Annotated in this window: 18 protein-coding genes and 2 pseudogenes; 6 read left to right on the plus strand and 14 right to left on the minus strand. The window is 66.5% G+C overall.

Annotated elements, in window-relative coordinates; all coding sequences use genetic code 11:
* Positions 1-141: 141 nt before the first annotated feature.
* Positions 142-2,922, minus strand: a complete 2,781-nt coding sequence (locus tag KXC43_RS35640; RefSeq protein ID WP_221380633.1) for a helix-turn-helix transcriptional regulator — start codon at positions 2,920-2,922, stop codon at positions 142-144.
* A 191-nt stretch (positions 2,923-3,113) separates the two neighbouring features.
* Here KXC43_RS35640 and KXC43_RS35645 point away from each other — a divergent pair, with 191 nt between their 5' ends.
* Positions 3,114-3,374 (plus strand): hypothetical protein, encoded by a 261-nt coding sequence (locus KXC43_RS35645; RefSeq protein WP_221380634.1) that lies wholly within the window; start codon positions 3,114-3,116, stop codon positions 3,372-3,374.
* 82 nt (positions 3,375-3,456) lie between these two features.
* Here KXC43_RS35645 and KXC43_RS35650 read toward each other — a convergent pair whose 3' ends face one another.
* From KXC43_RS35650 to KXC43_RS35670, 5 genes and pseudogenes are all read right to left on the minus strand, one after another.
* The gene (locus KXC43_RS35650) at positions 3,457-4,362 is read right to left on the minus strand and encodes an ISAs1 family transposase (RefSeq protein ID WP_255645412.1); all 906 of its coding nucleotides are present in this window, start codon (positions 4,360-4,362) and stop codon (positions 3,457-3,459) included.
* 472 nt (positions 4,363-4,834) lie between these two features.
* Positions 4,835-5,014: pseudogene (locus tag KXC43_RS53320) on the minus strand (transposase); the annotation flags it as partial.
* A 32-nt stretch (positions 5,015-5,046) separates the two neighbouring features.
* The gene (locus KXC43_RS35660; RefSeq protein WP_221380635.1) at positions 5,047-5,475 is read right to left on the minus strand and encodes a DMT family transporter; all 429 of its coding nucleotides are present in this window, start codon (positions 5,473-5,475) and stop codon (positions 5,047-5,049) included.
* A 40-nt stretch (positions 5,476-5,515) separates the two neighbouring features.
* On the minus strand, positions 5,516-5,854 hold the full coding sequence (locus tag KXC43_RS35665) for a DMT family transporter (RefSeq protein ID WP_308129410.1): 339 nt from the start codon (positions 5,852-5,854) through the stop codon (positions 5,516-5,518).
* Positions 5,855-5,926: 72 nt separating this feature from the next.
* Positions 5,927-6,403: a MarR family winged helix-turn-helix transcriptional regulator gene (locus tag KXC43_RS35670; protein WP_221380636.1), complete on the minus strand. Its 477-nt coding sequence runs from the start codon at positions 6,401-6,403 to the stop codon at positions 5,927-5,929.
* 834 nt (positions 6,404-7,237) lie between these two features.
* On the opposite strand from KXC43_RS35670, the gene KXC43_RS51650 reads away from it, so the two are divergent.
* Together KXC43_RS51650 and KXC43_RS51655 are read left to right on the plus strand one after the other, a co-directional pair.
* Complete coding sequence (locus tag KXC43_RS51650; RefSeq protein WP_308129411.1) at positions 7,238-7,870, plus strand: aminotransferase class I/II-fold pyridoxal phosphate-dependent enzyme; 633 nt, start codon at positions 7,238-7,240, stop codon at positions 7,868-7,870.
* Positions 7,871-8,029 (plus strand): hypothetical protein, encoded by a 159-nt coding sequence (locus KXC43_RS51655; protein ID WP_255645413.1) that lies wholly within the window; start codon positions 7,871-7,873, stop codon positions 8,027-8,029.
* Positions 8,030-8,216: 187 nt separating this feature from the next.
* Here the strand turns inward: KXC43_RS51655 and KXC43_RS35680 are convergent, their stop codons facing one another.
* A complete protein-coding gene (locus KXC43_RS35680) occupies positions 8,217-9,572 on the minus strand; it encodes an FAD-binding oxidoreductase (RefSeq protein ID WP_221380637.1) in 1,356 nt (451 codons plus the stop codon).
* A 394-nt stretch (positions 9,573-9,966) separates the two neighbouring features.
* On the opposite strand from KXC43_RS35680, the gene KXC43_RS35685 reads away from it, so the two are divergent.
* Positions 9,967-10,806, plus strand: coding sequence for a helix-turn-helix domain-containing protein (locus KXC43_RS35685; RefSeq protein ID WP_221380638.1), 840 nt, complete (start codon positions 9,967-9,969; stop codon positions 10,804-10,806).
* On the opposite strand, the gene KXC43_RS35690 is transcribed toward KXC43_RS35685, so the two are convergent.
* From KXC43_RS35690 to KXC43_RS35700, 3 genes are all read right to left on the minus strand, one after another.
* Positions 10,787-11,341, minus strand: coding sequence for a hypothetical protein (locus KXC43_RS35690; protein WP_221380639.1), 555 nt, complete (start codon positions 11,339-11,341; stop codon positions 10,787-10,789). The genes KXC43_RS35685 and KXC43_RS35690 overlap by 20 nt on opposite strands.
* 133 nt (positions 11,342-11,474) lie before the next feature.
* The gene (locus KXC43_RS35695; protein ID WP_221380640.1) at positions 11,475-12,848 is read right to left on the minus strand and encodes an amidohydrolase family protein; all 1,374 of its coding nucleotides are present in this window, start codon (positions 12,846-12,848) and stop codon (positions 11,475-11,477) included.
* Between the two features lie 127 nt (positions 12,849-12,975).
* Positions 12,976-14,301: an MFS transporter gene (locus tag KXC43_RS35700; RefSeq protein ID WP_255645438.1), complete on the minus strand. Its 1,326-nt coding sequence runs from the start codon at positions 14,299-14,301 to the stop codon at positions 12,976-12,978.
* Here KXC43_RS35700 and KXC43_RS35705 point away from each other — a divergent pair.
* Positions 14,300-15,196: a LysR family transcriptional regulator gene (locus KXC43_RS35705; RefSeq protein WP_221380641.1), complete on the plus strand. Its 897-nt coding sequence runs from the start codon at positions 14,300-14,302 to the stop codon at positions 15,194-15,196. The two genes, KXC43_RS35700 and KXC43_RS35705, sit on opposite strands and share 2 nt — an antisense overlap.
* Positions 15,197-15,212: 16 nt before the next feature.
* Here KXC43_RS35705 and KXC43_RS35710 read toward each other — a convergent pair whose 3' ends face one another.
* The 3 genes and pseudogenes from KXC43_RS35710 to KXC43_RS35720 form a co-directional block, all read right to left on the minus strand.
* Positions 15,213-15,842, minus strand: a complete 630-nt coding sequence (locus KXC43_RS35710; protein ID WP_255645414.1) for a LysR substrate-binding domain-containing protein — start codon at positions 15,840-15,842, stop codon at positions 15,213-15,215.
* 259 nt (positions 15,843-16,101) lie between these two features.
* Positions 16,102-16,950, minus strand: a complete 849-nt coding sequence (locus KXC43_RS35715) for an alpha/beta fold hydrolase (RefSeq protein ID WP_221380643.1) — start codon at positions 16,948-16,950, stop codon at positions 16,102-16,104.
* Positions 16,951-17,139: 189 nt separating this feature from the next.
* Positions 17,140-18,031, minus strand: a pseudogene (locus KXC43_RS35720) (zinc-binding dehydrogenase).
* 111 nt (positions 18,032-18,142) lie between these two features.
* Here KXC43_RS35720 and KXC43_RS35725 point away from each other — a divergent pair.
* The gene (locus KXC43_RS35725; RefSeq protein WP_221380644.1) at positions 18,143-19,690 is read left to right on the plus strand and encodes a GMC family oxidoreductase; all 1,548 of its coding nucleotides are present in this window, start codon (positions 18,143-18,145) and stop codon (positions 19,688-19,690) included.
* Between the two features lie 84 nt (positions 19,691-19,774).
* Here KXC43_RS35725 and KXC43_RS35730 read toward each other — a convergent pair whose 3' ends face one another.
* Entirely contained in the window at positions 19,775-20,257 is a 483-nt protein-coding gene (locus KXC43_RS35730) for an SDR family NAD(P)-dependent oxidoreductase (protein ID WP_255645416.1), read from the minus strand.
* Between the last annotated feature and the right edge of the window lie 453 nt (positions 20,258-20,710).

A 20,710-nucleotide genomic window follows, 5' to 3' on the forward strand; every position in this document is an offset into this window, starting at 1 on the left:
CAACCGATCGTGTAGGCCTGTTGCCAGCAGATCGGTGTGTCATATGAGGCGACCGCGCTGCTCGACTCGTACCGTCAGGCGCTTCGTCACCTGCACGAAGTGGGTGCGCCGCTGCGTGATCGCGCCGACATGCGACCGAGGTCAGAGTGAGAATGACCCGCTCGTGCCGGGAATCGCGTTCCGAAGGGCTCGTCGGGTGGTGACACCCAACTTGGCCAGGATTCTCGACATGTGCCACTCGACGGTGCGAGGACTGATGAACAGACGGGTTCCGATCTGGGGGTTGGTGAAGCCGTCGCGAGCAAGCGTAGCGATCTGTAATTCTTGTGGAGTCAGGTTGTCGATCGGACTGATCGTAACCGGTCGTGCGACGCCGTCCGCAGCTTCCAGTTCTCGTGCCGCTCGCTGGGCGAAGCCTTCGACCTTCATTGCCGTGAACACGTCGTGGGCAATCTGTAGCTGCTCGCGTGCCTCCCGACGCCGGTCGGCACGACGCAACCATTCTCCGTAGAGGAGATGGGCACGTGTGTGGTCTACCTTCATGCGAGTGCGCCCGAGCCGGTCTATCGCCTCTCGGAAAAGCGTCTCGGCCTCCGCACCAGAGCTGAGCAGCGCCCGGCACCTGGCCTCCACGCCGAGTGCCCAATCGGTGGCGGAGCTTTGGGCGCTATCCGTAAGCAGCCGCATCGCCTCGACCGCGGCAGAACGAGATGGCCCACGAGTGCCCGCCTCGATCACTTCCGGCAATGACCAGTTGGTGGCGCCCAGATTCGCTGGATGGCTGCCGGCGAGCAGCGCCGCTTCCAGCGCTTCCTCAAAGCGCCCATTGCCGTTGCTGAGCACGGCACTCGCTAAAGCGACGGCGGCGACACCGAATCCTTCGCCCCTCGACCGTTCCTGGGCGACTGCCTTGTCGATGAGGGGACGAGCGTAGGCGTAACGTCCTTGAAGTGCGGCGTAATGACACTCCGGATAAGGGATGAACTGGCTCCGCATCGCTTCGATGGCGGTTTCGGCTTCGGCGATCAGGAACTCGCCCTCAGCGAGCTCACCTGACATTACGTGGAGGTAGATGCGCAAGCCGAGTGTGATCGGTAGCATGCTGATCGCCCCAGATTCACGGACGAAGGTGAGCTGGCGTTCGGCGAGCTCGTACCAGCTTTCGTCGTCCCAGAGATCTATCGCTACCCAGCTGGCCAGATAGGCCCAGCGCAGGTCTTCCTCGATGTCCGGCTTGATTCCGCGGTACGCGTGGAGTGCTTGCTTGAGGATCGGCGCGGCAGCCGCATAGCCGTCGATCAGACGCGTTGCCAGCCCACCCAGCAACAGACGTACCGCTGGCGGTTGGTCGGTGGTGCGGACGGCATTCCGGGCGGCCGTCGCCACTTCGCGCTGTACGCCTTCCGCCCCCAATCCGACCGCGAAGAAGGTTGCCGACAACGTCTCCAAATACGTTTTGCCGGCCAGAGAAGAGTCGAGGGGCTCGAGGTTTCTCGCCGCCTTCAACAGCAAGGGAGGAGCGTCGCGGGCGCGGCTCGACGCGAAAGCGATCTGGCCGCGAAGCAGGTCGGCCCGTGCCTGGTCGAGCGGGCTCAACAGGGAAATCTCGGCCGCGCTCAGCAGGTTCAACGCCTCTTCGGAGGCCCCCGCCAGATTTTTGATCCGCGCGGCGGCCAACCCGCGCCGTGCTCGGCGCACCGGGTCCGGTGTCAGGGCGCTTGCGCTCTCGAGGAAGGCGGCCGCCGCGGCGAGGCCCCCGCGGGCCTGCGCCCGTCCGGCGGAGCTTTCCAGTTCGGCCGCGACATCTTCGTCCGGAGCGATCGCGGCCTGCGCCCGGTGCCAGGCCCGCCGGTCGGGGTCAGCCTCGGTGGCGGTCTCCTCGGCGAGCACCTGATGCACTCGTCGCCGTTCGGCCGGGTTCGCCTCGCGATAGATGACCGACCGTAGCAGCGGGTGGGCGAATCGCACGCGCGCGTCGACCTCGACCAGGCCGTCGGCGATCGCGGGTGTGGCAGCTTCGGCGCTCACTCCCAGCCTCGCCGCGGCACGCCACAGCAGGGGTACCTGACCGATCGGCTCGGCCGCTGCGAGCAGGAGCAGGAGCCGGGTGTCGGCCGGCAAATGCCCGAGCCGCCGCCGGTAGCTGCGTTCGATCCGGCCCACGAGAGGGTCGTGAGCCGGAGTGCGATAGCCGCCCGCCAGTTCGACCTGGTTGAGCCCGCGGGGAAGCTCTAGCAGGGCCAGGGGAATCCCGCGGCTCTCGGCGACGATCCGGTCCTTTACGCGCTGGTCGATTCGCCCGGGCAAGGCTGTCGCCAGCAACGCGTGCGCGTCCTTGTCGTTGAGCCCACCCACCTCGAGTGCCGGCAGCCCGTCGAGGTCCGGCTGGTTCGTTGGCTCTCGCACAGCGAATACAAGAGCCACCGGCTCGGCCTGCAGCCGCCGCGCGACGAAGGCCAGGGTCTCTACCGTTGCGCGATCGAGCCATTGCGCGTCGTCGACTACGCATAGCAACGGCCGAACGTCAGAAGCGGCAGCCATCAAGTTGAGCACGGCCAGGCCGACCAGGAATCGGTCCGGCGTCTTCCCCGACGCCAGGCCGAGCGCCACCCGTAGGGCGTCACGCTGCGGGGCCGGCAGCTGGCCCACCCGGCCTAGCATGGGGGCGCAGACGAGTTGCAGGCCTGCGTACGGAAGCTCCTTCTCCGACTCGGCTCCGGAGGCACGCGTGACGGCGAAATCCGATGCGCTGTCCTCCAGGTAAGCGAGCAACCAGGACTTCCCGACGCCGATGGGCCCCCGAACGACGAGAGCGGCCCGGTAGCCACTACGCGTTGTGTCCAGCATTTCACGTAGCGCGAGGCGCTCCCGTTCACGCCCCACCGGCTGGCGCACTCCGCCTTCGCCCCTCGAAAGTTGCATGATTCACTACACCCCACCGTCAGGGCGTTTTACAACTCCGTAGCCGTGGCGATCGGGCAGCGGCCCACGCGGCAACGATCATACTTCTTGCCTACCGGGGAGGCGGAAGTCTCGATCCTATGGCCGATGCCGGACGTTATGGCACCGATGAGCATGACGGGTCGGAGACGTCGCACCGATGGAGGGCCTTCATGTTTGATGCCCAGTGGGAGATCCCTGCGTTGCCGGCCGCCGCTGCATTGGGAACCGTGTTCATTCTTGGGTCGTGGTTTTTTCTTCACTCGCGCAGCCACTTTACGTGGCCGCGGCTGTTCACCGCCTGGACTGCCTGCCTCTACCTGCTCGATGTAATCACCGTAACCATGCTTCCGTTGCAGGTGGCAGTGGGCAGCTACGCCGTTCGAATACCGTGGTACGAGAAGGGAAACCTTCACCCCACTCGTCGCCATTGACATCGGACGTTCATACTCAACATCGTCATGACTGTCCCGCTGGGACTGCTGCTACCGCTTCTCAGTGAGGTGCGGGCTCGGGTTAGATCGCTCTTCGCGGGCCGGCTTTCAGCGGCATGATAGGAGCGCTCCAATATCTTGGCATTTTGATTTTAAGTAGCGGCCGTGCCGCCGACGCCAATGACCTTCTGGCCAATACGATTGGCGCGTGCTGGGTTACTTCTTGTGGCGTCGTATTTCGGCCATCGGTCGACTCACGCACTTTGTTGCCGGATGCAGAATGACACCACCCGGTGGATTTTGTTCTCGATGGACCAGTGTCCGCGGATCCATGCGGCCAGCTGGGCCGGTTTGGTCTGGTGGAGGTGCAGGTCGGTGATGGCGTAGACGGTCTCGGTGGTGAGCGTTTCGGCTCGTCGAGGCGGCGTCTGCGGCGGCGGATCTGCAGGGCCCGGACGGCGTGCGGGAAGTCGATGCCGGTGGAGACAGTCAGGATCTTGCACGTGCGGATCTCGCGGCGGCCGTGTCCGCGGTCGTCGTCACGGGTGGCGTCCGGGACCGCCTTCCAGGGCAGGCGGGTGAGCTGTTTGTACAGGTGGGGCTGGTTGCCTTTCACGGTCAGGATCCAGTGTGCGCCGCGTTCGGCGAGGCAGGTGACGTGGTCGTGCCGGCAGTGCATCGCATCAGCGGTGATCACGGTGTCGCGCAGGTCGCTGATCTGGTCGAGCAGCGGCGCGAACCTGGTGATTTCATTGGTCTTGCCGTCGACGTCGGTGCTGGCCAGGACCACGCCGGCGCTCTGGTTGCAGGCGGCCATCACATGATCGGCAGCCGTGTCCGCGGTGCCGGAGCCGCGCGGGGCTTTGCCGTCGACTGCGATCGCCCGCCGACCGGCCGGGATGTCCGCCAGGGTCCGGCCGGTGAGCCACGCGCCGATCACCATGGTCAGCAGATCCGGGTCCAGGGACTGCAGCAGCCGGCGGATCATCGCTTCGGACGGGCGTCGATCAGCGACGATGGCAGTGCGGGCATGACTCCTCCACTCAAGCGGACACCGTCACGACTTTGCCGGGCCCTGCACCTGCAGCGGTCCGCCAGCGAGCATCTCCCACCGTAGGCGACTACGGCCTCCTACTGACAGCTGGTGAGAAACTGTTGCTGTCAGCGCAGTTAGAACCTCAATCGCTACAGTCCAACGGACCGGACAAGAGCTTGCACATGTCGTCCGGGAACATCAGCGGACCTGTCACCGGGCAGGTCCCACCGTCTCTGGCGTCGTTTGCTGATCTTCCTGGGTCAGGTCACTCTTGTGTCCATATCGCTGGTGCGAGTGATTCCTGATGGTCTGGTCCGTGTGCATGGATAGCGCATGCGATACGGGGACGGCGGTGGAGTCGGTCCGCAGGGCCGCGTCCGTCGCGTCTGCAGGCGGCGCGGATGTTCTCTGACGGGATGACAGGGGCACAGGTCGCCACCCGTCGCCGGACACGGGTCACGTCCCACGTCGAGGAGGTCAGAAACTGTTGTAGCTGCTGGTGATCAACCCCGAGCCGGGCCGCCATCGGCTGCATCAACTTGAGCTGCCCGTCCAGCATCAACCCGCGCAGATGCCGCAACCCAGTCTCCCGCTGATCAATCCGATGCTCTTTACCCGGACCGCTGTCGCCGACGCTCAGCCCGGCAGCGACGTGGTGGCGTCTGGCCGAACCGACCGGGACCCGGCTACCGTCTTCCGGGACCTGATCTTGGGGCTGTCAGCGAGTTTGAGCCAGACCAGACCACCGATGATCACGGCCAGCCAGATGCCACGGGCCGGGGTGAGTGACTCCTGGAAGAACAAGGGGCCGAACAGCGCCGCGCCGACTGCGCCGATGCCCGCCCAGACGGCGTAGCCGATGCCGACGTCGATGTGCTTGAGGGCGACGCTGAGGGAGTACAGCGTCAGCAGGAAGAAAATGAATGCGGAAACGGACCAGCCGAGCACGGTGAACCCTTCGCTTCCGCCGACGCTTAGCGCATAGCCGACCTCGAAGGCGCCGGCGAGCAGGAGGACGAGCCAGGAGCGGCTGATCTTGGGGTTGGTCGTGGATGTCGTGGTCATTAGTTCGGTCCTTTCCAGGGGGTTGAGGGTATGACGTCGGTTATGCGGAACCGCTCAACTGCAGGCCCACGACCCCACCGATGACGATGAGGATGCCGAGGGTCTTCTTCCAGTCGAGCCGCTGGCCGAGGAAGAGCGCGCCGACGATCACGATGCCGACGCCCGCCACGCTGGTCCAGATCGCGTAACCCACTCCGACGTCGAACGACAGCAGCGCCAGGCCGAGGAAGAACGTGGCGATCGCCCCGGAGGCCAATGTGGCGACGGTCCACCAGGCGTGGGTGAAACCTTTGGCCTTGCTCGCGAAGAGCCCGACGGCGACCTCGAAGATCACAGCGATGCTCAGATAGAACCAGCTCATGACGGCCTTTCGATACACGGAGAAGAGCATTAACTGCATGTACATGCATACATATAGGAGCAGCGCATCCGTTCTGCCTGCGCCGAACCTTTAGGAGTTGATCAAGGCGCTGATGTCACTCAGGGCCCGACTCAGCTGGCGCGCGTCCATCTGCGGGAAGTGCCCGTCCATGTTGCCGAGCAGGTCACGCACATGCTGCTCGTACGGCCCACGCACCCGGGCGACCAAGGCTTCACCCTGCTCGGTGATCACCGCGTAGATGCCGCGCCCGTCGTCCGGGCAAGTGTCGCGGCGGACCAGGCCCTTGCCCTCCAGCCGGCTCACCAGCCGGGTCACGGAACTCTGGTTGAGACTGATCCGCTGGGCCAAGTCGTTGACCCGCAGCTCCTTGTCGGCAGCCTGACTGAGGTAGGTCAACGCCCGGTACTCGGTCAGCCCCACCCGGTAGGCGTCATTTAGCCACTTGCCGAGACCCGCATCGACGGCAGAGGTGAAGGAGGCGACCTGCGACCAGATCGCGCTGATGACCTCGGGGCCGGCTTCAGACGATCTCGTTTGCATGTACATGCATATAACTTACCACGGCCTTCGGCAGGGTCGGAGCGCGATATCCGCGTGGAATACCCGCGGGTGGCGTGCGATCAGTTCCTCGACGTCCATGCCAGCCATGATGCCGGACGTCCTCGACTACGGGCGCTCAAGGAGACGGTCCGGCATCCTCGCGTTCGGTTGACGGGTGGCGTGCATCCTCGGCCGCTGGGTGCCTGCCTGCAGGAAGCTCGCGGATCCATGGAGGCGCCCCGTGATGGCGCCGGTGCGCCGCAGACTGCGCAACAAAATGAGCGGCCGGCGGCCTGGCATTGTCGCCGCCGTCACCGCCCTCCCAGCCCCGAACCTCGAACGGCGTTCCGGGCGGCCATCGCCACTTCGCGCTGTACCTCCGCGGCCCCGAGCCGTCCCGCTTCCACCAGTGCGGGTGCTCGCGTTGGATCTGCACGTCAGCCCGGCCACGGTTGCCAAGGCGTACTCCGAGCTGCGCCGGCGGGGGATCGCCGAGGCTGATGGCCGCCGTGGCAGCCGGGTGCGATCCCGCCCAGCGGTCGCAGAACGGCGGTCTGCCCTGCGGGTGCCGGTCCCGACCGGCATTCGCGATCTGACCAACGGCGAACCGGACACGACCCTTCTGCCTCCCCTCGGGCCTGGTCTGGTCCGGGTCGCCGACGGACTCGGGCCGCCGACCGGCTGTGCGAAGGTCGAGGCGATACCCGAGCTCGTCGATGCCGCACGGTTGCGTCTGGCGGCGGACGGCATCCCGGTCGACGACGCGTCAGTCACCGTCACGGCGGGACCCTGGACGCGATCGAGCGCTTACTCACCGCCCATCTACGGCCGGGCGACTCGGTGGCCGTTGAGGATCCGGGATGGGCCAATCTGTTCGACCTGCTGGCCGCACTCGATCTGCGTGCCGTTGCGACGGCCGTCGATGAGGAGGGCCCGCTGCCTGAGGCGTTGTCCGAGGCCCTCAGGTCGGGCGTCGGCGCCGTCGTCGTGACCACACGCGCGCAGAATCCGACCGGTGCGGCCGTGAGTGCGAGTCGCGCCGAGCATCTGCGCCGGCTGCTCCAGGGGCACGCGGGCGTCCTGGTGATCGAGGACGACCACGCCGCCGAGCTGGTCGACGTTCCGCCGAACTGCGTGGGGCCGGTCACCGGCAAGTGGGCATTCGTCCGATCGGCGTCCGAACCCTTCGGACCTGATCTGCGGATCGCGCTGCTCGTCGGCGACGAGGCCACCATCGCCCGCGTCGTCGGCCGGACGCGGATCGGCAGTGGCTGGGTGTCCACCATCCTGCAGCGACTGCTCCTGCAACTGTGGAAGGATCCCCAGGTCACAGTGCAGATCGCGAACGCGGCGAAAAGCTATGAGGACCGGCGCACCGAGCTGATACACGGGTTGTCCTCCCGGGGCCAGCCGACCCAGGCACGACCGACATCAACATCTGGGTGCGGGTTCCGGACGAGACACGGGCGGTGAGTGTGCTGCGCGACGCCGGGGTATGCGATCGCTCCCGGCTCGCTGTTCCGGATCAACTCGCCGCAGGGCATCAGAATCATCGTGAACCCGCTCACCGACCACGACATCGAGCCGTTGTCCGCGGCCAACCCCGCCGCGCCGACCGGGCCCTCGCGGTGATCCTTTACCCGCGCGCGCCGACGAGGACGACCGAACGCACCAACCTGTTCGTCTGAACTTGGCCGTGCCCCAGGCTCGGCGGCGCGTTTGCGCCTCGACGCGCTTCCGCGCTGTGCGGGAATGTCCTGTGCGCGCTGTCCCACTTCGCTAGTGTCTCCGTTGCCGACCTCGAGACCGGCAAGCACGATCAGCGGGGCAACGGGGTGGCGGAGAAGATGGTCCGCGGGTCATAACGGCGCTTGAGCGCGACCAGACGTTCGGTGTTCGGGCCGTATGCGTGCGCGACCTGTTCGTCGTCAGCGGGTCCGAGAAGATTCGGATAGCCGCCGGGCAGTGCGTGCGGCGCGAGTTTGCGAGACGTGTCACGCGCCCAGTCCTTGTCGGTGGCCCCGTCATCCGGACTCCAGGACCCGATCATCTCAACCAGGAAGTGCGGTTTGCGCTGAGCGAAGGCGGCCAGTTCGATGGGCAAGCGGGTCGCAACGCCGTGGAACGGGACGATCTCGATGACACTGGATGGCGAGGTGCGTGCTTCTGCGGCTTCGATGATGGTGGCTGCCACCGCGGAATTCACGGCGGCCACATTCCGTGTGCCCATGTCGTGATGCATCGTTGTATCCGCGAAAGCTGCCTCACCTTCGCGCAGGACGTCGCTGAACGCCATGGTCCGCATGTCAACGGACAGCGGTCGGCCGAGTCCGGTGACCCGCTCCATCCACTGCTCACCGGACGCCGGATCTCCGAGCCAGGTGGGCGCGACGTAGGCCACATCGGTGCCGTCCGGCAGGGTGGTGGCCCCGGCTCGGGCCGTGAACTCGTCAGGCGCCTTCGCACAGAGCTCGCCGAAACCTCGCAGAACGTCAGCAGCTTGGTCCCATCCAAAGGTGACCCTGCCGGTGAGAACTGACGTGATGGGGAATGCGCGCAGATGCAGCGCAGTCACGACGCCGAAGTTGCCGCCACCGCCGCGCAGCGCCCACAGCAGATCCGGATCACTCCGCTCGCTGGTGTGGACGAGCCGGCCGTCGGCGAGGACGACCTCAGCGGCGAGCAAGTTGTCAGCCCCGGTTCCGACGAGCCCGTTCAGCGGACCGTACCCGCCTCCGAGGGTGAACCCGGCGATACCCACTGAGCCGACTGTTCCCGCGACGATCGAGTACCCCTCTCTCTCAGCCGCGATCATCGCGTCCAGGGACAGGGCGCCGCCTCCGGCGATGACCACGTCTCCGATGACTGTGGCCGCACGCATCGGGGAAAGATCGAGCACCACGCCGCCACGCTGCAGGGAGCGTCCCGGCCGGCCATGCCCTCCGCTCAGCACGGAGACGCCCAGCCTCGCGTTCGCGGCTCTGGCCAAGGCAGCCTGGACGTCAGCGGCAGTGGCGCAACTGATCACTTCGGCTGGCTGTAAGTCCGCAGCAGGATTCCACATCCTCATGCCGATCTCTCCCGATGTCATCAATGCCGTGCGGTCCGAGCGATTCCACACTGCTCGCGACGGGGCCTGGGTGCGTCCCGAAGATTGCGTAGGACCGTCTTTCATATTGCTGACCTTCAAGGCGCGGCGCGGAGCAACGACCAGCAGCCACTAGTCCCGTGAACGCACCCGGCTATACCTGGGCGCGGGTCTTCGCACCATTTGATGGTCTGCTGTGGACGGATACGGAAGCTCTGATCTTCCCAAACATCATCAGCTCGCGCATTGAGAGCAGATCCTTCTCAATCGCGAGAGCTGCGAGTCCGGGCCGACAGGCCGGGCCGCTCCACCGGCATCAGAACGAATTCCGGAATGGGCCGACCGGGGCGGGGTCGGCCTCGGCCTCGGCGGGGCGTCGAGCCATAGGACAATGCGCAGGCCATAGGACAATGCGCAGGCGGGTGCCGTCGCTCCGGCGGCGGACAAGCGGCCCAGCGCCGACCGTGACACCATATGAGGCATGGCGATCGCGGCGCCCTCAGCGCATGACGGCCCCGGCCAGCGCTTGGAGACCAGCACCGGCCTGGGGTGGCGGACAGTCCAAGCCGCCAGATACTCCGATCCACCCGCCACCGCAGAGTTCTGCGTCGAGTCCAACCAGCTGTTCATCGTCCTGGCCACCAGCGGGCAGTACCGGCTCGAACACCGTAGCCGGGGGAAGTGGCACGGCGAGGTACGTCGGCCGGGCTCCATCTGCATCGTCTCACCTGGCCGGCACAACCTCATACGCTGGCGCAGCGCCTCGAACACCCCGCTGCGTTCCTTGCACCTGCTGCTCGATCCCGCTGCCGCCGGAGGGGTCCCGGCGCTCGACAGAGCCAATGAATACGACCCGTTCGTAGCCGCGAGCACGTGGGCGCTGGCGGGCGCACTGGACAGTGGCGCACCGGCGCTCTACGCCGACGCCATCGCCCAGGCGCTGGTCACTCATCTTGCGTGGCGGACGAGGCGACCCGCACGGCGTGACGGGGCGCAGCTCCCGTCGCTGAGCCCCCGGCAGGTCGACCGGATCACGGAATACATGCGGGCCAAGATTGCCGAGAACGTCACGATCGAGGAACTCGCCGCGATTGTCAACGTCAGCAAGTTCCACTTCATCCGGGTCTTCGGGTCCACCACCGGGCTCACTCCGTACCGGTATCTGCGTCGGATGCGGTTACAAGCTGGGGCGGAGTTGCTGCACGGGACCTCGTATTCCGTCGCGCAGATCGCGCCCATGTGTGGCTACCGGAGTGCTCGCCAGTTCGCGACTGCGTTCCGCACCGAGTACGGCCGATCCCCTACGGACTACCGCCGATAACGGCGCACCGCGGTAATGCAGCCGCGACCAGGACGGCCAATTCACTGACCAAGTCTCGCAAGCTGCCGGTGGTACGGCGGTCGGTCGCTCGACTCGGCGAAGCGACCGGACGAGAATCATTTGGCCGACCGGGGAAGCGTATCCCGAAGATCTCGTCGGGTGGTGATTCCGAGCTGATCGCGCCCGATTCGCGGACGAAGCGGAGCTCGCGGTCGGCCAGCTCGTGCCAGCTCTGGTCGTCCCAGAGGTCGATCGCCACCCTGACCACCAGGTGGTTCCAGTGGAGATCCTCGTTCAAGTCCGGCTGGATGTCGCAGTAGGCCCGGAGCCCTTGCTTGAGGATGGGAGCCGCGGCCACGTAACCGTCGATCAGGTGTGTGGCCAGACCTTCCAGCAGGAGCCCGAACCCGGGCGCGTGGTCGGCTGCCCGGACAGCGTCCCGTGCGGCCATTGCCACTTGGCGTTGTACGTCGTCCGCCCGGAGCCGCACGGCGAAGCCTGCAGTGCCGCAGCCGGCAGACGGATCGGGCGCCACCCTCGACGAAGGCACGTCCGTTCGATGCGCGACCTCGCCCTGTGGTGGATGGAGACGAACTACGCGCCGCTGGGCCAACGCTTGTGTGTCATGTGCCCATGTGGTGGCGTCTCAGTGATCATCTCTCGTTGACTCAGGCGAGGAGGTTTCGGCGTATGCCGGTGGTCCGGAAGAGATAGTCGCGTGACTTCTCGAGCTCGCGGCTGAGCTGGTCGAGGTCGGCGTCGAGCAGTTTTCCCTGCCACTTGCGGACTTCGCCGGCCACGATGACGGTTTCCACGTTGGTCCGGTCCATCAGCGAAACCACGGCGCCGGGCGCGTTGTTGAGCGGTGCGACGTTGAGCGCCCTGGCGTTGAGCAGCACGATGTCGGCTTCCTTGCCAACGGTCAGAGAGCCGGTTCGGTGGCCGAGGCCCAGGTGGTCGGCGCCGTTGGCGGTGGCGAAACGCAGCACGTCGCGAGTGCGCAGTAGCGCTGGCATGCCGGTGTGGTCACCACCCTGGTCGAGAACGGCTTGGTTGACGAGCATGCGTTGCACGGTCAGAGCACTGCGCATGAGTGTGAACGGATCGGCGGTCATCGTGGTTTCGACGTCGGAACTCAGCGACGGTTCCATGCCCATTTCCTGGATCTTCAGCAGCGGTGGTGTGCCGTGCCGCATGACCATCTCGACGGGCACGGCCACGGAGACCTTGGCGCCGGCGTCCCGGGCTACCTTCCAGGCAAAGTCACTCATCCCTGTCATGTGAATGAGTAGGACGTCCGGACCCAGCCCGATGTCTTTCTTCGAGCCGCCCTCACCGCGTGCGACTGCGTCAATGAGTGGACCCTGCCCGAAGCTTCCGACGGCGTGTGCCGCGATCGGCAGGTTCAGATCGCGGGCGATGGTCCAGGACCGGGTGAGCACGTCGTCGCCGAGATAGACCTCACCGCCCATGACCATGGTCACCAGCTGGTCGTCCGAGGAGAACCATTGCTTCCGGACTCGATACGCGTCGTCAGGGTAGGCCGCTCCGACGCGGCCGTCACCCTCGAAGTAGCCGAACGCCGACCGGCGTCGTGTATCGACCAGAGCCTGGACCGCCGCGTCGGTGTGCTCGGGCGAGTGATGGATCTGTGAGATGTCCAGAACCGTGGTGACACCGGCGTCGAGCTGAGACAGCCCGCCGACCAGCGAATTGATGTATACGTCCTGCGGGCGGTACACGGGCGCGAACTTCTGCAGCACGTACTCGACGTACGAGGGATCAGCGCTCGGCGTGCCAGATCCGTCGTTGAAGAGCAGCGCGTCGGGCAGGAAGGAGCGCAGCGCGGTCTCGAACAGGTGGTGGTGCGTGTCGACGAAACCCGGCACCACGATGCGCCCGCGGGCGTCGATGACATCCGCGTCGCCGGCGTCAAGCTCGGGCCCGACTGCCACGATCTTCTTGCCTTCGACAAGAACATCGGCGGTTTCGAAATCACCCACGGCGGGGTCCATGGACAAGACCACGCCACCGCGGATCACATAGCGGTGGGCCGGAAGCCGTCCCGGGGTCACGGTGGTGTCAGACATGAGAATTCTCCAGTGTTGAAGAGGGATCGGTTGGTGGGAGACGCAACCCGGCAGGGCGATGTGCCGGGCAAAGAACGGATCAACCCGCGGACGTCTTACGCACCCGCGGCCCACCCGGCAGGCGGGCCAACAGGGGGATCGCGGTGCACAAGGCGATCGCGACGGTGGCGATGGTGAAGCCGATGAGGGCCGTCGTGAGCGAGATCGCCTGGGTCGCGACGCCGATGCCGACCACCGGCAGTGTGAGCCCGACATAGCCGATCAGGAAGATGCCGGCGAGTACCTCACCACGATGACTGGGGTCGGCCAGGGAGCCCGCCACTGCCAGGGCTGCCTTGAACAGCGGGCCACCTCCGGCGCCCGTCAGGACGCCGCCGGCGAAGAACCACCCGAGCTCGCCGACCTGCACCACGACGACCGTCACCACGATAATGCCGAGGACCAGCAGGACGGTCCCGATCGCTGTCTGCGCGCGCATGGTGAGCGACCGCAGGGCGATCTGTGCGAGCACGGCAGCGGCGAAGGTCACGAACACGACGAGACCGCCCGTGAATCTTGAAGTGATGTGCAGCTGGCCGGACACGAAGCCCGGCACGAGCGAGGTGAACAAACCCAGCACCGCGAAAGCGGCGAAGGCGATACCGCCGGCCAGAAAGAAGGTTCCGCGCGCGTTCTCCGGGACGCTGACGCGCTGCGGGCGGTATTTCGGACGTACGTCCGGGGGAGTAGCGGTCTCTGGCACGAGAGCCACCCCGACGAGGGCAATGACGAGAAAAACCATGAAGACGACGTACGGGGTGATGAGCGGTGCGGTGATCCATTGAGCGAGCGCGCCGGACACCAAGGCGCCCACACCGAACCCGCCGAGGTTGGCTGCCGCCGCCACTACCTGGGCCCGCGTAAGGTCGGTGCCGGGGCGCGTTCTCAGATACAGGTCGAGGATGTGCGCCGTGATCGTAGCCGTCAGCATGCCGATGCCGAGCCCGGAGACAACTCTCGCCAGGATCAGGCCGGGCAGGGCGGGCCAGAGCAGAAAGATCACGGCCGAGGCGATCTCCAGCCCGATGGCGATCAGCAAGATGCGTCGCCGTCCGTAGGCGTCGCCGAGATGCCCGGCCAGGAAAAGGCTGATCACAACACCTACCGCGTACGCCGCGAACGCGACGGTGATCGCGAAAGTCGAGAAGCCATCGCGCTCTTGATACAGCGACCAGAGTGGCGTCGGCACGGTGCTGTACGCCATGACGACGAGGAACGCGGCCGCGGCGATCCAAAATCCGGCTCCGTGGGTGACACTCCGGACCGGAGTCGTCTGGGTAGTAGCCATGAAGCAACCATGCTGCCGTCTCCAATCATCTGCCACGATATATTTTGATGATTCTGATCGAAGTCGGAGATAAATCATGGACAAGCGTCATCTGGAGGTTTTCGTTGCCGTCGCGGTGGCGGGAACCTTCACCCGGGCCGCGAATGATTTGCATCTGGTGCAGTCCGCTGTCTCCGCGACCGTCGCCGCCCTCGAGTCCGATTTGAACGAGCGCTTGTTCGATCGGACGACCCGGCAAGTGCGGCTGACAGCGGCGGGCCGCGCCCTGCTGCCGAAGGCGGTCGCCATCCTGGACGCCTTCCAGGACGCTCGAGACACCGTGGACGCGGTGGGCGCTGGACTCTCCGGATCGCTTCGCATCGGTTACATGACCAACGTCACCCTGTTCGACGTCCCGGGCCTGCTCGGCCGGTTCCACGCCGATCACGTCGGTGTCACCATGCACCTGGCGCCGTCCGCCACCGGCACCACGGGACTGGCCGAAGGCCTCCGCACCGGCGACCTCGACCTGGCCTTCCTCAGCGCCAAGCCGGCGGCCTATCCCGACCTGAGCGTCGCTGTGCTGGCCACCTCGCCCATGGGGCTGGTCGTCCCGGCTCATCACCCGCTGGCCGGCCGAGCCCGGGTCCGGCTCGAAGACACCGTCTCGGAACCGTTCGTCGAGAACCACACGGGATTCACGTCGCGATCTCTGGTCGACAACGAGTTCCGGCAGCGCGGGCTGTGGCGGGACATCCGGATCGAGACTTCGGACGTCAACGATGCTGCGGCCCTGGTCCGCAACGGCCTGGGCGTCGGAATCCTGCCTCGATATTCGGTCGAGGGTGACAGTCACCTCCGCTGGATCGACATCGAGGATGCCGCGCTCGAGACAGTTGTCAGTGTCGCAACGCACCGCGGCCGCACGCCGAGCGCTGCCGCCTCTCGTCTGGCCGCTCTCGCGACGGTCTCCTTCGAACCCGGGCCGGGCTGACCGGATGGCTCACGGGTCAGACCCGGATTCGCGCCTCGGCGAAGCTCTCCCACAGGTAGTCGATGAGTGCCCTGACTGCCGGAAGCCGGCCTCGCGCGGAGGTGAACTCGAGCGAGAGTGGTGCTTCCGCGGAGTACCACTCGGGCCAGAGCCGGACCAGCGACCCGGATCGCAGATCGGCCGCGCACAGCAGGTCCTGGACGAGGCCCACTCCCACTCCGGCCCGCACCGCTTCAAGCACCGCGTCGGCTCCCAGGGAGGCGATCCGCGGTTCATGGTGCACGACCAGTCGAGCACCGTCGGCCCGGTCGAGATCCCACCGGTCCGTCTCCAACCAGCCGGAGACCGGGTCGACCATCGAAACGGTTGGCATGGCGTTCAATGACTCGATTCGTTCACCCGGCCGGATAGTCGACGCCAGCTCAGGGCTCGCCACCAATACCCGCCTTACCACTCCCAACGAGCGCAGCTCGACTCCGGGAACACCGTCGGTCTCCGGCCCAGGCCTGCAGCGGAGGGCGACATGAATTCGTTCGTCGATGAGGTCGGTGCGGCGATCCGTTGCCAGAAGCTGCAACTGGACTCGCGGATGACGCAGGAGGAACGGTGGTAGCGGAAGCCGGACGATCGGGGTCGGATTCCTCATCGCAACTGCGATGGTCCTTGCCGGCCTGTTCCTGCTGGGCGCCCTTGGTCGACAACGGAAATGCGGCGCTCATACCCTTTGCCGCAGGTGCTTCGACCGTCGCAACCCTCCTTGTCTTCCTGTGGGGATTCCGCCGCCGTCGCGGCGTGGCCGACCGCAGCGATGAAAGCGAACTTCGTGTCTCCGGCGGAGAAGCATCAGAGTGCCCGCGTCTCGGCCGAGCGGGTGAATCCCGCGCGGCGCACACGGCCGGCGAGGACTATCCACCGAACGTTTCTCCTGACCGTGGGGGGCGAACTTCTCCGAAGGTCGGATGTGCGCGCGGTGTCGGCGAGGTCGGGGCCGCGGGCTGATCCGGAATGGAAGCCCAGAACCCGGCAAGAAGGTCGGCGGCCCGGGCCGGGTCCTGGGCCATCCACCAGTGCCCGGCCCTGTCGAGGATCTCCACCCGCGCGCCGGCTCGCGCAGCTCCCCGGCGCCGCTGGGCTTCGGAGCCCGCGTAGGGGTCATCGCTCGCCAGCAGGACAAGCCCAGGCCGTGCCGCCGCCCTGGTCAGTGCCCGACCGAGCTCGGCCATCACTGGCTGCGCCGCGGAGCGGTACAACCCCAGCAACGCGCGACCCATGTCTGCGTTCTGCGCCGAGGCGAGGCGCTCAGCAATCGGCCGGGCGAAACCGAGCGAGATCATCTGCTCGGTCTTCTCCTCGTGCGAGGCGCCGAACTCAGTGGCCACGTCGGCTTCGCCCGTACCTTCGGTTTGCCAGCGCAGTGCCAGGTCGTGCCAGACGAAGTCGGGTTCGAACAGCGCGATGGCATCGCTGACCCAACTCTGTAGAAGATCGGGCCGGGTCATGGCCACGTTGAGAACGTGGCCTCCGCCCCAGTCGTGCCCGACCAAGTGCACCGGCACGTTCAAGAGCTCGATCTCCGCGATCAGCCAGTCTCGATAGCCGGCCACATCGCCGCTGAACTCGTCCGGCAGCGGTGCGCCGAACCCCGGAGGGGACAGGCACACGGTGTCGGTGACGCCGACCCTCCGCAGCTCTTCGAGCAGATCGGTCCAGATCGCTGCACTTTCGGGATTGCCGTGCACGAACGCTACAGTCACGAACTCCTCCTTCGATAGGCGCGACACCTTCGAACGCATCTGAATCGTGCCGCTCTCCCGCCTACTGTGCTCGCGGGGGTTGCTGGATACCCGATGGAGTCGAGGGTTCACCCATGATGGAGGAGTAGTTGGCCGGTGTCGCCCGGCCGTCGACCGCACCGTGGACTCTTGAGCCCAGCGTTTCCACCCCTACCGCTCCGGGCGCACCGGTGATTTGAAAGCTGCTACGTCTATCAGGACTTTGCCGATCGCGTTGTTCTGCACCGCCGCGTGCGCGCGGGCGCTCTCGGCCAGCGGGAACCGGTGCAGCGGAAGCCCGTGCTCTGGCCCGACTGGAAGTGCGCCGTCGCGCAGAGCCGCCGTGATGTCTGCTGTCGCCGTAGCCAGGGCGTCCTCGCCAACGGTGTAGAGCAGCAGGAACTGCAGCCGGGTGTTCAGTGCGGCGTTCACGCCGAGGTCCAGCGGTGCCACGTCGCCACCGTTGTCGCCGTAGATCGCGATGGTGCCGTGGTTCTTGATCACTGCCTGGTCGAGCTTCACGTTGGGCGCGAAGGCGACTTCGAGGATCTGATCCACGCCGTCCCCAGCTATCGCTCGGATCTGCGCGACAGGGTCACCTTCGCGGTAGTTGACGACGTGATCGGCACCGGCCGCGGTAGCCAGGGCGGCTTTCTCCGGCCCGCTGACGGTGGCGATCACCGTAGCGCCGGCCCAGCGGGCCAGTTGGATCGCTGCGTGTCCGACCGCGCCCGCCCCGCCGGCGACCATGACGATCCGGCCGCTGAAAGCGCCGGGCGCGAGCCGCTGCGGACCCCCTTCGGTCACCGTCAGCGCCCGGTGTGCGGTTATCGCCGGCACGCCGAGGCTGGCGCCCTGGTCGAAAGAAGCATTGTCGGGGAGCTTCACCACGTTCGCGGCAGGCACGACTGTGAACTCCTGAGCGGTGCCATTTGGTCGGCCTCTCGTGGCCAGATACACCCATACCCGCGCGGACCTCGCCGGGTGCCGGTTCCGATGCCACCTTGTCGACGAGTCGCAGGACACTCGGGCTTCCGGTCTCGCGGTAGACGATCGCTTTCAAGGGGTTGCCTTCCTCGGATCTCGCTGTCATTCAGACCGTATCTCCGCGCCATTTCGGGCACGGTTGCGCGTGCAACGGCGTTACCCGTAGGGCCGCCGGAAGTCGACACCTTTGGGCACAGCCGGGTTTGTCGTCACGGCTGGCTGTCGGTCATTCCCGTATGTTTCCCGTCTAATGACCCGGGTGCGGATGGGATCGCTGAGCCCGGGCCCTCCTCACCAGCAGGAGATGGATGGGATGTACGACTTCATCGTGTGCGGCAGTGGTTCGTCCGGTTCAACGGTGGCGGGTCGGCTCGCCGAGGACCCTGACGTGTCGGTGCTGCTTGTCGAGGCGGGCGGCAGCGACGAGTCGGAGGCCGTGCAGGACCCGGATCTCTGGCCGCTGAACCTGGAATCGGAGCGGGTCTGGGACTTCACCACGGTGCCCGATCAGGCGGTCGGCGGGCGAACACTGCCGTACGCGATGGGCAGGGTTCTCGGCGGCGGAGGCAGCGTCAACGTCAGTAACTGGGTTCGTGGGCACCGCGACGACTGGGCGCGCTATGCCCGTCTGACCGGCGACCCGGCATGGGGGCACGAGGCGATCGGCGAGGTCTTCCGGCGCATCGAGGACGGTCCGATGCACGTGCAGCCCGCGTCGCCGCATCCGCTCGGTGAAGCCGTGCTCGCAGCAGCGGGGGAGGCCGGACTGCCGACCTGTTCAAACGTGAACGGGGCGCTCGCCACGCGCGACCGAGGTTCCGTGAGGTCCGTCAAGACCATTCGAAATGGGCGCCGTTTCTCACCCTATCGGGCCTATGTGGCCGGCCCGGACCGGCCCAACCTGACCGTCATGCCCGGCACGCTCGTGCTACGGGTGATTGTCGAAGGCGGTCGGGCCGTGGGCGTCCGGGTTCTCACCGGTGGTCGCACCGAGGACATCCACGCGCGAACGGAAGTGGTGCTCTCGCTCGGCGCGGTCAACACCCCCAAGGTACTCATGCTCTCGGGCATTGGCGACGCCGACGAGTTGGCCCGGCACGGCATCCCGGTGACGGGCCACCTGCCGGGCGTCGGTCGCAACCTGCAGGACCACGCTCATCTCGACCTGGTCTGGAACACCGCGCCGGGGGTGCAGCTGCCACCACCCGGCGACACCGGAGTGGCCGGATTCTGGTCGCGCGGGTTCATGTATGTCACCCCGGCCCCCGGTGGCGGCATCAACTTCATGGTCGGGGTGCCGATGCACAATCCCGGCCGGGTCAGGTTGGCCTCGGCTGATCCGACGGCCGGCCCCCTCATCGAGACCGGCTACTTCACGCACGCCGACGACATGACCGAGGCGTTGAAGGCCTTGAATATCGCGAGATCCATCGTCACCGCGCCCGCGTTGCGCTCCTGGATCGGCGACGAGCGGCTGCCCGGTGCCGCCGACGCGGAACGCTACCTGCGCGAGAGTGTTCATACCTTCTGGCACCAGACCGGCACCGCGAGGATGGGCAACGACGAACTCGCCGTGGTCGACTCGAGGCTACGGGTCATCGGTTGCGCGGGGCTCCGGGTCGCGGACGCTTCGGTGCTACCCCACGTCCCGATGGCCAACACGATGGCGCCGAGCGTGGCGGTCGGCGAGCAGGCGGCTCTCTTCATCCGCGAGGACGGAAGGACACCGCTTTGAAACTTAACGGCAGCGGTGGCGACGGGGTACGCACTGCAGTGGACCGGGCTCAGACCTGGGGCGTACCCTCCGTCGAAGAACAGCTCAGCGCCGTTGACGAAAGCGCTGTCCTCGGAGGCGAGAAAAGCGCGGCTTCAGCCACGTCGACCGGTTCCCCGAGTGGCCTGACGGCGTTTGGCCGGCCACCCATTGACTGAATTCGGCGACCTCGGCGTCGGACAGCAGGGTGCGCAGCATCGGTGTGTCGGTCGGCCCTGGACTCAGGACGTTCACGCGGATCCCGTGAACCTTGAGCCGGACACCGGCGTTCGCGTAGAACACGTCCAGCCGGCCGGTCCGCTCGGCGATGGTGGCATAGAGACGGTCGAGGTCGGCGGTGCTGGTGATGTCGGCCCGAACGGCGATCGCCCTGGTGCCGATGTCCTCGACGGCCGCGTCGAGCTCGGCATGGCGGCGGCCTGTCATGAAAACGGTCGCTCCTTCGTCCGCGAACCGTCCGGCTGTGGCTCGGGCGATCCCGGTCCCGCCGCCAGTTATGAGTGCGGTTCTCCCCGCAAGGCGAGTCATGGAAGTCCTTCCGCATGTTTCGTCACGACGGTTGCGTTCACCGTGTTCCCGGTGGGGGCAGGACGGTCAGCTCAGCGCGCCGATGACGACCTCGAACGACTCGATCGAGCGCTCCGCCACCACGCCGATCTTCCAGAACGGGTCGGTGTTGAGCAGCTCGCCTCCCTCAGCGCCGACGCGGTGCTCGCAGCACTGCGGGCCGGCCTGGGCGTGGGCTTGTGCAGGACGTGCTGTGCGCGGCCGATCTGCGATCCGGTTCGCTGGTGCGGCTCCGGCCCGACCGGCACTACGCGGAGGCGCCCGTTTCGCTCGAGTCCACCTCCGCGTGTGGACAGCGGCCTGCGGTCAAGGCGCTCATCGATCATCCGGAAGGGAGGCTTTGCCCCATGGCGGATCCCGTAGAGGAGATGGGCCCGGGTAACACACGGGGTTGTGCCCGTGTGTTACCCGGGG

The organism is Paractinoplanes polyasparticus, assembly GCF_019710575.1.
GTDB classification, from domain to species: domain Bacteria; phylum Actinomycetota; class Actinomycetes; order Mycobacteriales; family Micromonosporaceae; genus Actinoplanes; species Actinoplanes polyasparticus.